11 protein-coding genes are annotated in these 13,359 nt (G+C 45.0%); all 11 read left to right on the top strand.

What is annotated here, in order from left to right; translation table 11 throughout:
- The first annotated feature begins 129 nt into the window (after nucleotides 1-129).
- The 11 genes from tsaE to ACS5WU_RS02550 all read left to right on the top strand — a co-directional run bounded on the left by tsaE (nucleotide 130) and on the right by ACS5WU_RS02550 (nucleotide 13,358).
- Nucleotides 130-555: a tRNA (adenosine(37)-N6)-threonylcarbamoyltransferase complex ATPase subunit type 1 TsaE gene (gene tsaE, locus ACS5WU_RS02600; RefSeq protein ID WP_046442187.1), complete on the top strand. Its 426-nt coding sequence runs from the start codon at nucleotides 130-132 to the stop codon at nucleotides 553-555.
- A complete protein-coding gene (gene tsaB, locus ACS5WU_RS02595; RefSeq protein WP_046442186.1) occupies nucleotides 552-1,232 on the top strand; it encodes a tRNA (adenosine(37)-N6)-threonylcarbamoyltransferase complex dimerization subunit type 1 TsaB in 681 nt (226 codons plus the stop codon). The genes tsaE and tsaB overlap by 4 nt, the downstream gene beginning before the upstream one ends.
- Nucleotides 1,229-1,714 carry a ribosomal protein S18-alanine N-acetyltransferase gene (gene rimI / locus ACS5WU_RS02590; RefSeq protein WP_197408924.1) on the top strand — a complete coding sequence of 162 codons (486 nt, stop codon included), beginning with the start codon at nucleotides 1,229-1,231 and terminating at the stop codon, nucleotides 1,712-1,714. Before tsaB ends, rimI begins: the two co-directional genes overlap by 4 nt.
- A 67-nt stretch (nucleotides 1,715-1,781) precedes the next feature.
- The gene (locus ACS5WU_RS02585; protein ID WP_046442185.1) at nucleotides 1,782-2,999 is read left to right on the top strand and encodes an NADP-dependent isocitrate dehydrogenase; all 1,218 of its coding nucleotides are present in this window, start codon (nucleotides 1,782-1,784) and stop codon (nucleotides 2,997-2,999) included.
- Nucleotide 3,000: 1 nt separating this feature from the next.
- On the top strand, nucleotides 3,001-3,504 hold the full coding sequence (locus ACS5WU_RS02580) for an SEC-C metal-binding domain-containing protein (protein ID WP_046442184.1): 504 nt from the start codon (nucleotides 3,001-3,003) through the stop codon (nucleotides 3,502-3,504).
- 266 nt (nucleotides 3,505-3,770) lie between these two features.
- Nucleotides 3,771-6,215 (top strand): transporter substrate-binding domain-containing diguanylate cyclase, encoded by a 2,445-nt coding sequence (locus ACS5WU_RS02575; RefSeq protein ID WP_302761781.1) that lies wholly within the window; start codon nucleotides 3,771-3,773, stop codon nucleotides 6,213-6,215.
- A gap of 199 nt (nucleotides 6,216-6,414) precedes the next feature.
- Nucleotides 6,415-7,890, top strand: coding sequence for a 4-alpha-glucanotransferase (gene malQ / locus ACS5WU_RS02570; RefSeq protein WP_046442183.1), 1,476 nt, complete (start codon nucleotides 6,415-6,417; stop codon nucleotides 7,888-7,890).
- Nucleotides 7,884-8,765: a hypothetical protein gene (locus ACS5WU_RS02565; protein WP_320607254.1), complete on the top strand. Its 882-nt coding sequence runs from the start codon at nucleotides 7,884-7,886 to the stop codon at nucleotides 8,763-8,765. The genes malQ and ACS5WU_RS02565 overlap by 7 nt, the downstream gene beginning before the upstream one ends.
- A gap of 58 nt (nucleotides 8,766-8,823) precedes the next feature.
- Entirely contained in the window at nucleotides 8,824-10,212 is a 1,389-nt protein-coding gene (locus tag ACS5WU_RS02560) for a glucose-6-phosphate isomerase (protein WP_302762156.1), read from the top strand.
- A 39-nt stretch (nucleotides 10,213-10,251) separates the two neighbouring features.
- The gene (glgB, locus tag ACS5WU_RS02555) at nucleotides 10,252-12,141 is read left to right on the top strand and encodes a 1,4-alpha-glucan branching protein GlgB (protein WP_302762157.1); all 1,890 of its coding nucleotides are present in this window, start codon (nucleotides 10,252-10,254) and stop codon (nucleotides 12,139-12,141) included.
- Nucleotides 12,142-12,155: 14 nt separating this feature from the next.
- Entirely contained in the window at nucleotides 12,156-13,358 is a 1,203-nt protein-coding gene (locus ACS5WU_RS02550; protein WP_320607253.1) for a glucose-1-phosphate adenylyltransferase, read from the top strand.
- Nucleotide 13,359: the final 1 nt, after the last annotated feature.

Here is a 13,359-nt window from a genome sequence, read left to right as displayed (position 1 = left end):
GCAGCAGAGAAGATTACTGATGCGACTTGCATAATTGCCGTTTTTTCGCTAAAATATAACAGGCGATATATTTTATCAAAATTTGATTTTAGCGAACGTTGCCCAAAAGCAAAAGGAAACCGGACGTTTATGCAGGAATATTTCAGTGACAGTGAGCAAAATACAAAAGAAATTGCAAAAAAGCTGGCTTTCCATCTGGGTAAGGGCAGCTTTCTTGCCGTTTATGGAGATCTTGGCGTGGGCAAGACAGCATTTGTGAAAGGGCTTGCGGAAGGGCTCGGCGTATCAGAAAATATTGTAAGCCCTACATTTACAATTCTGAGGGCGTATGAAAGCGGGAAGCTGCCGCTCTATCACCTTGACGTGTACCGCATTGCAGACGAGGACGAATTATTCGAGATTGGCTTTGACGATTATGCTGAAGGGGATGGCATATGCGTATGTGAATGGGCGAATCTCATCCCGGACGCGCTCCCTGAAAAGCGGCTGGATATCACCATTGAACGGATCAGCGATCATGAGCGAAGAATCGTGGTTGAAGAGGTAGCGGCATGAGGGTTTTAGGAATCGATACAACGGGAAATACGCTTTCTACAGCTGTAAGCGAGGATGGTATATTGCTTTCCGAAGTGTATATCAATACGGGAAAAAAGCATTCAAGAACATTGATGACGGCTGTGAATAATGTGCTTGCCGATGCGGAATGCGAAGTAAATGATATAGACGTTTTTGCTGTTGCGGCAGGGCCCGGTTCATTCACGGGAATACGGATTGGCGTAGCTGCCTGCGCGGCAATGGCTCATGCCGCTGGAAAACCTGCGGTTGCGGTCAATACGCTTGAAGCGCTGATTAAAAACGCAGGACGTTTTGGCAGTATTGTATGCGCGGTGATGGACGCCCGCAGGGGCGAGGTATATACGCTTGCAAAACAGGGGGACAAGGTAGTTGTGCCGGAATGTGCGGTTTCGCTGCATAAGCTTTTGACGGAGCTTTTGCCGGATGAGCGTGTTGTATTTGCAGGCGACGCCGCCTTGAACTTTGACGAGATAATTCGCAGGGAGCATCCGGACAGCGTTTTTTTACCGCCGCAGTTTATTATGCAGCGCGCTTCTTCTGTATGCGAGATTGCTTATGAGGAAAGCTTGAAGGGAAACCTGCTTTTTTATGATGGACTAAAGCCCCATTACCTGAGAGAAAGTCAGGCGGAACGGTTAAGGAAGGAAAGAAATTGAGAGAACTGAAGGACATTGTCATTCGGCGCGCGCAAAGGGAAGACCTGGAAGACATCCATTATTGTGAGAACAGCAGCTTTGATTTGCCATGGTCTTACGCGATGCTGTACGACGATATTATTGAAAATGACAACACGGTTTACCTTGTCGTGGAAAAGGACGGCAGGATCATTGGTTATGGTGGAATGTGGATCATTTTTGACGAGGCGCATATCACAAACGTATGTATTTTGCCTGAGTATCGCGGAGCAGGTTATGGATACCGGCTGATGCAGGAATTGATCGAGGTATCCAAGGAGTTTGGGGCGGATGCTATGTCGCTCGAGGTGCGCGTCTCAAATAAAACGGCTATGAAGCTTTATAAAAAATGTGGTTTTTCTGTTCACGGTATCCGTAAGCGCTATTATTCCAACAATGGCGAGGACGCGTATGTAATGTGGACAGAGCGTGGGCCGGGGCTTGAAACCAGCGTAGGCCAGTAATTATAAGTATATCATGCGGAGACGCAAATAATAAATGACTGGAAGAGGAACAGGAGGAAGAAAATAGATGCAGAAAATCAAAATGCCCGTCCCCCTCGTGGAAATGGACGGAGACGAGATGACCAGAATTATATGGGATATGATCAAGCAGGATCTGATCCTTCCCTATATTGACCTGAATACAGAATACTATGATCTTGGACTTAAATACCGCGACGAAACGAACGATCAGGTAACCTATGATGCGGCGAATGCAATCAAGAAATATGGCGTGGGTGTGAAATGTGCAACAATTACGCCCAACGCACAGCGTGTTGAGGAATATGGATTGAAGGAAATGTACAAGAGTCCAAACGGGACGATCCGTGCGATTCTTGACGGAACAGTTTTCCGCGCGCCAATCGTAGTCGATGGTATTTCGCCTTCGGTAAAAACCTGGAAAAAACCAATCACTATTGCGCGTCATGCGTACGGGGACGTATACCGTAATACGGAATACCGCGTGCCTGCAAATACAAAATTTGAGATGATCTTTACAACGGATGGAAAAGAAACGCGTTTACCCGTTTTCGAATATGAAGGCGGCGGGGTAGCGCAGGGCATGTATAATACCGACAAATCAATCAGCAGTTTCGCACGCAGTTGTTTCAACTATGCGATCGATACCAGACAGGACTTGTGGTTTGCAACAAAGGATACGATATCAAAAATCTATGACCACACGTTTAAAGATATCTTTCAGGAAATATTTGATGAGGAATACAAAGAAAAGTTCGATGAACTGGGAATTGAATACTTCTATACGCTGATTGACGATGCGGTAGCCCGTGTGATCCGTTCTGAAGGCGGATATATCTGGGCATGTAAGAATTACGATGGCGATGTCATGAGCGATATGGTGGCGACTGCGTTTGGAAGCCTCGCAATGATGACGTCCGTGCTCGTTTCACCTGATGGAAATTATGAATACGAAGCTGCGCACGGCACTGTGACAAGGCATTATTACAAGCACCTTGACGGCGAAGAAACATCTACAAATTCAATGGCTACAATTTTCGCATGGTCCGGAGCGCTCAGAAAACGCGGCGAGATGGATCAAAACGATGCGCTTGTAAAATTTGCAGATGCGCTTGATAAAGCATCGATCCGTACGATTGAGGAAGGCGTTATGACAAAAGACCTTGCGCTTTTGTGGGAAAAGGGAAACAAAAAGGTTGTCAATACCCATGGTTTTATCAAAGAAGTTGCAACGCGACTTGATCAAGAGCTAAAGGAGATCATGTAATATGGCGTTATACGAACAATGGAAGCAGTTGGCGCAAATGGCGCAAACGCCTCAGCAACAGCAGGCATTCTGGGATGATTACTTTGCCGCCGAAGCAGACGTCTATGAAAAAATCCTGGATGATACCAGCATAATCTATGAAGGTACGGAAAAAGAAGTTGCCGGGCAATTCGAAATGGATCCGGTTGTATTTTGCGGTTTTATTGACGGGATCAACACCAGCCTGAAAAAAGAAATCGATATCGACAGTCTGGAGGAAGATACGCCAATCAAGCTGGATATCGATTTTGAAAAATTGTTTTTTAATATGAACGACGCCAAAGCAAAATGGCTGTATACGCTTCCTCAGTGGGATAAGGTTTTGACGAAAGACAAGCGTGATGAAATCACGCGCGAATGGCGCGCTTCCAAACAGGCCGTAAGTGAGAAAACGGTAGGAAGAAATGATCCTTGTCCGTGCGGCAGTGGGAAAAAGTATAAGAAATGCTGTGGAAAAGATAAATAGACCTTGTTTTTACAAGCAGATGTGGCAGCTGCAGCAAAGGCCGGCTTTCGAATGAAGGCCGGCCTTTTTTATATGATGAAACCATGTAAAACGAAATACAATAAAATTGCCTTCTGTGTAATGAAGGAGTATAATTATAGCATTATTGATAAGGGAAGATATTTGCGGGATTGGTTTGTTTATGGTAGCTGCAAAATCAGGAAACAGGTTTGAATTGTTCAAAAGGAATTTTTCACAGCAAAAATTGTTGTCGTGTGTTTATATGTTTGATTGTTGTATGTATTTTTTTTGCGGCCTTCCCAAAAGCGGTATATGCGAATAAAAACGAATACAATACAGTGCGGGTTGGGTATCCGATGCAGACGGGCCTGACCGAAATCGACGAAAATGGAAACTATTCAGGATACACCTACGAATATCTGCAGGAAATGGCGCAATATAACGGTTGGAATTTTGAATTTGTTACTGTGGAAGGCACACTGGATGAACAACTTACAAAATTGCTGGATATGCTTGGAAAAGGCGAGATTGACATCATGGGTGGAATTGTATATAGCGACGAGCTTGCGCAGGTGTATGATTATCCTGGCTACAGCTACGGAACGGCATATTCCACACTTAATGTTTTGCAGGAAAACACCAAAATTAATGAAGCAAATTACCAATCGATAAAAGATTTAAAAATTGCGCTCCTGTCAAAAGCGAAAAACAACAATGCAGCGCTCGAGCAATTCTGTGAAATGAATGGTATTTCACCACAGATTACTTATTGCGATGACGAGCAAAGCATGATGGAAATGCTTTCTAATGGTACTGTGGACGCCGTGCCGGGAGTAGACATGAGCCCGATGAACGGGACGCGTGCAATCGCAAAATATTCTCCCAAGCCTTATTACTTCATAACGACCAAAGGAAACTCACAGCTTGTCAATGAAATCAGTTCAGCTATTTTAAGGGTGAATGAAGCAGATCCATATTTTTCTACAACGTTGTATGAAAAGTATTTTGAAACAAAAAACGATACGTTGATATTCTCTGATGAAGAACAAGCATATATCGATCAGGCCGGTGTAATCTATGTCGGAGTTCCATTGGGGCGTGCGCCCATTCAGTATATGGAAGAGAATACGGGTGAGCTAAAGGGAATTTCAAAAAATATATTCGATCATATTGCGGAAAGCACTGGACTCAAATTCGAGTTTGTCCCAGTTGGCAGCTATGATGAATTGCAGCAGATGATGCAGGAAAAGAAAATAGATGTGATTGCGGGCGCAAACTATGATTACAATGCTGCGGAAGAGCAGGAACTGTCGCTTACACGTCCTTATCTTACTTCACAGATTATTATGGCGGTAAATAAAAACGTTGATTCCGATCATATCAAAGGCAAGAAGCTTGCTCTACCGGATGGTGTTGTCTATGAAGGAAAGTATGCAAGCGAAGTACAACGCTACCGGTCGCCGGAGGATTGCCTGAAGGCTGTCGCAAAAGGCGATGCAGACTATACATATGGTAACGGTCATATTTTTCAATATTACGCCAACCAATCGCAGTACGGAAACCTGTACCTTGTGCCGCAGTCTGATTTGGCAGAGAAGGTCTGTATTGGAGTGCTCAAGCCTGCGGATGTCAGTTTATTAACGATTATCAATAAAGCGGTACGCAATATTCCTGATGAGACGATGAACGAAATCATGAACAAGAATACCGTTATGCAGCCGGAAAAGATTACTCTGACGGCTTTTCTGGATTCCAATCCAAGGGAAGCGGTTTTGTCTGTCAGTATCTTTGCCGCAGTTATAATCGTTATTTTGATTGTATATTTCAATCGGCGGATGAAGCTTTCCAGAAAACTTATGATCGAAAACGAGCGGTATCTGCAGCTTGCGGAATTATCCAACGAGTATATTTTTGAGTATGACTACGCCAAAGATGTATTGAAGCTGTCTGAAAAATGTGCAAAATATTTTAACGTGGATCGGGTAACGGAGCATTACAGCAAAGCCATGGAGCATTTGCCTAAGGCGCAGGAAATGATGTGTGCGTTCGAAAATGAAAATAAAAATGAAATGGTCGAGGATATGGAAATGATGCTCCCTGACGGCAGGAAGCGGTGGATACGCGTTACAGCAAAAGTGATTTCTGACTTCAATGGAAAGCATGTGCTCACAGTTGGAAAAATATCGGATATCCAGAAGGAATGGGAAGAAAAGAAAGACCTTTTATTGAAGGCACAAAACGATAGCCTGACCAATATATATAATGGAGCGACCTGCAAAAAGCTGATCAATGAGCATTTGCAGCATTCGTCTGAAGAAACGCCGGGCGCGCTTTTTGTTATGGATATTGACAATTTCAAGAGAATTAATGATAAATATGGGCATTATACCGGAGATAAGGTATTGATCAATGTTGCGGATATTATCCAGAGGGTATTTCGTAAGGATGATATTGTCGGCCGCCTGGGCGGGGATGAGTTCCTTGCGTTCATGAAAAATGTCCGTAACAGGGATATGGTTGTAAACAAATGCGAAGCTTTACGCAGGGAAATAAAAAAAGATATTGTTTTGGGGCAGGGAGAAGCCGCAACGCTAAGCATGGGGGTTGCTTTTGCCCAAAAAGGGCAGGATTATATGATGCTTTATGAAAAGGCCGATACAGCTCTCTATGTTGTAAAAGAACATGGCCGCAATGGCTTTGAAATCGTCTGATTTGTTTTGCTGCAAGATAGCGCCGGGCTTCATAAAGCTACGGTGCTTTTTTTGCTTCCAGGGAATAAAAATGTTTGCGTGACCGTGGAAACGTCAATAAACATAGAAAGCATTATCGTATGAATTTTCATGAAATGCTATACTTTTAATGACAAAAAATATATAATGAAGGTGTAAATAAATCTATGGAGAAAAGCTTATGAAACGAGGAAATGGGATACTGTTACACATATCGTCCTTGCCGTCTCCATATGGTATTGGTACGCTTGGGAAAGCGGCGTATGATTTTGTAGACGCCCTGAAAGCCGCCAAACAATCCTATTGGCAGGTATTGCCATGTACTCCAACCGGCTATGCCGATAGTCCCTATCAGGGAACGAGCGCATTCGCCTACAACCCTTATTTCATTGATTTTGATATGCTGGCGGAGGATGGCCTCCTTCAAAAAAGTGATTATGACGGTCTCTCCTTTGGTGACGATGAATCCTGTGTTGATTACGACGCTCTTTTTCGTTTAAAGATCGATATTTTAAAAAAAGCCTGTAAAAAAGGGATTGAGAAATATACGCAGGAATTTTCGGCATTTCGAATTGAAAATTCAGGTTGGCTGTTTGATTATGCGATGTTTACCGTACTGAAAAAACACTTTCACTATCTTCCTTATCAACAATGGGATGAATGTGTGATCGAGCGGGATCCTGCCACAATCATGGAATTGACGCAAACTTATGAAAAAGAAATTGAATGCGTCGAATTTATGCAGTTTTTATATGAGCGGCAGTGGTTTGCACTCAAAGAATATACAAATGCAAACGGAATACAGCTGATTGGCGATATTCCGATTTATTTGTCCGGAGACTCCGCGGAAGCGTGGGCGCATCCAGAGCTTTTTGTAAAGGATGGCAGCGTGGCAGGCACGCCGCCGGATTATTTTTGTGATACTGGCCAGCTATGGGGAAATCCGCTTTACGACTGGGATTATATGCGCGAGCATGGCTACGAATGGTGGGTGCGGCGTATGGCGCGCAGCCTTACCCTGTATGATGTACTGCGTATTGATCATTTCAGGGGCTTTGAAGCATATTTCAAAATTCCAAAGGGTGGTACGCCCAAGGATGGGGAATGGGTAAAAGGGCCTGCGGGCGCGCTTTTTGATGCGATCAAAACTGCGCTTCCCATGCCGCCGATCATTGCTGAAGACCTGGGACAGATTGACGACAACGTCAAAGGCTTCCTTGATTACTGTGGTTTCCCGGGGCTGAAAGTACTTCAATTTGCGTTTGACGAACAGGACAGCACTTATTTGCCGCACAATTATCCGCGCAACAGTGTTGTTTATACTGGCACTCATGATAATGATACGACAAAAAGCTGGTTTTTACATCAGGATGAGGAAACCAAAGAATATCTTTTCTCCTATATTGGGAAAAGTACGGAAAACGACATTGTGGAAAAACTGATTCGGCTTGCGATGATGAGCGTTTCAGACATAGCGATTATTCCAATGCAGGACGTTTTGAATCTGGGCGGTGAGGCGCGCATGAATTATCCGTCAGTGGCGCTGGGGAACTGGAAATGGAGGCTTAAGAAGGGACAATTTTCACAAGAGCATATTAAATGGATGAGAAAGCTGACGGAAACGTATGGAAGGACAGAGGTTGAAAATCAATGCTGAAATCGAAAAAGGCACTTGGGGTTTTCCTGATCATTACGCTTATCTTAATTTTGGGCATACAGGTATCCTGCTTTGCGCAAAGTTCAGACGCGCAGTCAGGAGATGAAATTATTGGTGATACGCGGCAGATGCTGGAAGCAATCAGCCTCGGAGAGCAGGACAAAATTGCAGAAATGGTGACCGAAGACGTGAAATCAGGACTTAGCGCTGAGGTGGTCACACAGATGAGGGACTACCTTAAGGGAACCGTGCAGGATATTGCGGTCTCTGATGTTGCGTTTTCGACGCTGAATGCACAGGACGGAACGCCGCTTGAAACGAGAAGCGCAGACGTTGTGGTTACGACAGACCAGGATGAGTATCACATCAATGTAACGCAGATCAATCAGGACGGAAATTGGCAGTTTCACGTGTTTAACCTGATTAATTCAAGTGATTATGCCGCGGTTACGCAGGTAGAGAACGATCAGTCAAGGATGATGCAGGGCGTGATGGTTGCGGTGACGGTCATATTCTATGCTGTGATTGCGTGGGCGATTGTTGCCTGTATCCGTGCAAAAATCAAGATGAAATGGCTGTGGATTATTCTCATCATCCTGCTGTGCATCTGTATTACGGTTGCGTCGAATGGAGCGGGCGTTGTTCGGGCAACGGTATCCTTTAATATTTATATCGCGTCATTTTCAAGCGCTTATTACTTTATGAACGGTGGATATCAGCTTAATTTCATCCTTCCGGTTGGAGCGGTACTGTTCCTTGCACTGAAAAGAAAGCTTGAAAAAAACTATCGTGAAAAGCTTGCGGCAGAGCAGCATACGATGTCTGAGGCAGCGGCGTTCGGACGTGAAGAGGAAGAGAATGGACAAACAAAATAGTAATAAGCCCAACAGGGATTATAATAATTTTTAGTAATGAAAAACGGAGGGTAAAAGTATGAAAATTGATTTTAACCATATGTTGCAGGCAAGCATAGGAGAGCATGGTATCTCAGGACAGGAAATTGAAGTCATGGCAGCCAGGGTGCCGCAGGTACATAAAAATATGTGCGACAAAAAGGATGCGATGGCGTGGAGGAATCTCCCATATAACCAAAGCTCGGTTGTGGAGGAAATCAACAAAGAAGCAAAACGGATCAACGATCACTTTGAAAATTTTGTGGTGTTGGGAATTGGCGGAAGCGCGCTTGGATCAAAAGCCCTTTTTACGGGCGTGAAGCATCTGAAATATAACGAGCTTTCCCGTGAAAAACGCGGCGGCGTAAGGTTTTATGTCGTTGATAACGTAGATCCGGACGGAATCAATGCCCTGTTTGACGTTATTGATGTGAAGAAAACATGCTTCCATGTAATCACAAAGAGCGGAAACACAGTGGAAACAATGTCGCAGTTTATGATCGTTCTGGATAAGCTGCAAAAGGAGATGGGCGATCATTTTAAAGACAACATCGTCCTCACGACGGACAAGGAATCCGGCATTCTGAAAAAGATATCCAATCAATATGGCTTTAAAACATTTACCGTGCCGGACGGCGTTGGCGGGCGTTTTTCCGTATTGTGTCCGGTAGGTCTCCTCTCCGCCGCCGTGCTCAATATCGATATCAACGAGTTGTTTGCAGGGGCAAAGGAAATGGATGCGGCATGCACCAAAGAAAGCCTTTGGGAAAATCCGGCTTATATGTACGCTCTGCTTTATTGTACGGCAATGAATAAAGGAGTCAATATCTCTGTTATGATGCCATATGCAGACGGTCTGCTGAACATGGCTGAATGGTACGCCCAGCTTTGGGCAGAATCTCTTGGAAAACGCTATGGAAACGATGGAAGCATTGTAAATAAGGGGCAAACACCTGTTCGCGCGCTTGGCGTAACAGATCAGCACTCCCAGATACAGCTCTATGCGGAAGGCCCGTTTGATAAAATTATTTCTTTTATCGATGTGGAGAATTTCCATACGCAGCTCAAAATTCCGCAAGCGCCAATCGACATGCTGGACGCGGCATATCTGCAGGGGCAAACGGTTAATAAGCTGATTGCGTCTGAAATGCGCGCTACGGAATATGCGGTTACGCAGGCAGGCAAGATGAACATGCGTATTACATTGCCGGAAATGAACGCAAAGGAGATTGGCGCATTATTCTTCTTCCTTGAGATGGCGACGGCTGCGGCGGGAGAATTCCTCGACATCAACGCATTTGACCAGCCGGGCGTTGAAGCAGGAAAAATTGCGACCTTCGCATTGATGGGCAGGGAAGGCTATGAGGAGAAGGCGGCGGAGCTCAGCAAGGCTTCGGGAAAGGATGATCAATTCATCTACACGGTATAAAACGACTGAATCAGGATATTGAAAAGAGGCGATGATCAAGTGAAAGAAAAATTCTTGAAATATTTGCCGGAAAATGATATTTATTTATTTAATATTGGTCAGGCGCAGAAAGCGTATGAGTTTTTTGGATGTCACTATATCCATGAGCTTAAAATGCACCGGTTCTGCGTGTGGGCGCCAAATGCCAGGAACATTAGCCTCGTGGGAGATTTCAACAGCTGGAATGCTGCTGAAACCCCCATGGAGCTGTATAAAAACGGCGTATGGGTATGCTTTGTTCCCGGTCTTAAGGATGGGGAAAATTATAAGTATATGGTTCATGGCTATGACGGCAGCACTGTTTTGAAGGCGGATCCGTTCGCATTTCACAGCGAAGTGAGACCGCAGACAGCGTCTAAAGTGTGGGACCTTGGCGGCTATGAATGGCATGATGATAAATATGTCCAGCGCAGGATCAAAAAAAATGTGCTGGAAAATCCGGTTTCGATCTATGAGCTGCATATCGGTTCATGGCGCACAAAGGAAGGCTACCGCTTTCCGAGCTTTCGGGAGGTGGCGGACGAGCTTGCAGACTATGTAAACGATATGGGCTATACGCATATCGAGCTTATGCCGGTTGCAGAGCATCCGTTTGACGGATCGTGGGGCTATCAGGTAACTGGTTTTTATGCGGTTACATCACGATATGGTACCCCGCAGGATTTTATGTATTTTGTGGATAAGATGCACTCGCGCGGTATTGGCGTCATCATAGACTGGGTACCCGGGCATTTCCCAAAGGACGCACAGGGCCTTGCGAAATTTGACGGTACGCATCTTTATGAGCATGAGAATGTACTCCAGCGGGAACATCCGCAATGGGGAACGTTGATTTTTAATTACGGTCGTCCGGAAGTGGTCAGCTTTCTGGTTTCAAATGCAGTGTTCTTTATGGACCAGTTTCATATAGACGGGCTGCGCGTGGATGCCGTTACATCGATTCTCTATCTTGACTATGCCCGCGACGGGTATTTTGTACCCAATGAGGAAGGCGGCAATATTGATAACCACGCGGTTGAGATGCTCAGGCGGGTAAATAGCGTAGTCCTTACGAAATACGCGGGGACTATGACCATCGCAGAAGAAAGCACCGCTTATCCGATGATCACAAAACCGCCATATGACGGCGGTCTGGGATTTACTTTTAAATGGAATATGGGATTTATGCACGATACGCTTGCGTATATGAGTATGGATCACTATTTCCGCCAGTTTGACCACAATAAAATGACTTTCTCCATGTTTTATGCCTTTCGCGAAAATTATATTCTGGCTTATTCTCATGACGAAGTTGTTCATGGGAAGAAATCAATGGTCGACAAAATGTTTGGCGATTATTGGCAGAAGTTTGCATCGCTGAGGGCACTGTATTCCTTTATGTTTGCACACCCGGGCAAAAAACTGATGTTCATGGGAGATGAATTTGCACAGTTTATTGAATGGGATTATAAGAAACAGCTCGATTGGTTTTTACTGGAATACGAGTCGCATGCAGGGATGCAGAAATTTGTAAAAGAATTGAATGAAGTCTATACGGGAAACCCGGCCCTTTACAGGATCGACGACAGCTGGGAGGGGTTTACATGGCTCAACGTGGACGATGCGGAGCGCAGCACGTTTGCCTTTATGCGAAGCGCAGGGGAAGAACGCATAATCTGCGTCGTAAACTTTACGCCGGTGGTAAGGGAAAATTATTGGGTTGCGATCCCGCAGGAAGGAAAGCTGGAACTGCTTCTTAACAGCGACGAAAAGAAATACGGGGGCTCGGGCGTCGGGCCTGAGCAAATAATTAAAACACAAAAAAGGGGTATTAATAAGATGGATTATAGCGCAGCAATGACGCTGCCGCCGCTTGGAGCGGTTTATTATAAATTCACCTTAAAAAAGTAAGGGGATGACGAAAAATGTTTAAGAAAAGAAAATGTGTGGCAATGCTGCTCGCCGGCGGGCAGGGAAGCAGGCTTGGAGTACTCACAAAGCATCGCGCAAAACCTGCGGTGACATATGGGGGAAAATACCGCATTATTGATTTTCCACTTTCTAATTGCGTGCATTCCGGCATTGATACGGTTGGTGTGCTGACGCAGTACGAACCGTTGGAATTAAACGCATATATCGGTACGGGAGCGCCTTGGGATCTTGACGGAATTACCGGCGGGGCGTTCGTGTTGCCGCCATATGTGAAAGGAGAACGTGGCGAATGGTATACCGGTACCGCAAATGCGATCTACCAGAATATCTACTTTATCGAGCAGTATAACCCGGATTATATTCTGGTGCTTTCCGGCGACCATATTTATAAAATGGATTACAGCCAAATGATCAGTGCGCATGAAGCGAATAAAGCGGACGCGACGATTGCCGTAATTGAGGTTCCAATGGAGGAAGCCTCGCGTTTTGGTATCATGAATGCGGATGAAACGTTGAGGATCAATGAATTTGAGGAGAAACCCAAAAAACCAAAAAGCAACATGGCCTCTATGGGCGTGTATGTGTTCAGTTGGCAAAAAATACGTGAATACCTGGTTGCGGACTCCAAGGATGAGAAATCGAGCAATGATTTTGGAAAGAACATCATTCCCAAAATGCTGGATAACGGCGAACGGTTATTTGCATATCCCTATAAAGGCTACTGGAAGGATGTTGGTACCATCAATTCCCTTTGGGATGCAAATATGGAGCTTTTGCACGATAGCCCCGGTCTTAACCTCTACGACGACGCGTGGCGTATTTTCTCGCGAAATCCAAATAAGCCGCCGCACTTTGTGGATCAAAACGCAAAAATTAAAAATTGCCTGATTTCAGAGGGCTGCTATATCTATGGCGAGGTAGAGAACAGTATCCTTTCCGCAGGAGTCACGATTGAAAAGGATGCGTTTGTAAAAGACAGCATTATTATGCAGGATACTATGATCAAAAAGGGCGGCAGGGTGCTTAAAAGCATTGTGGACGAAGAAGCGGTCATTGAAGAGAATGCAGTTGTCGGCGGTGAGAAAGAGATCACGGTAATCGGCAGCAAGGCAGTGATCAAAAGCGGCGCGCAGGTTGGTGAGGGCGATAGCGTTCCTGCCAAGCGAACCATAAAAGCTGCGAAGGGAGGGGTCTGAT

It is taken from the genome of Christensenella sp. KGMB01412 (genome assembly GCF_055522415.1).
Note: the sequence above shows the minus strand (reverse complement) of the source record. Positions and strands in the feature narration are given on the sequence as shown.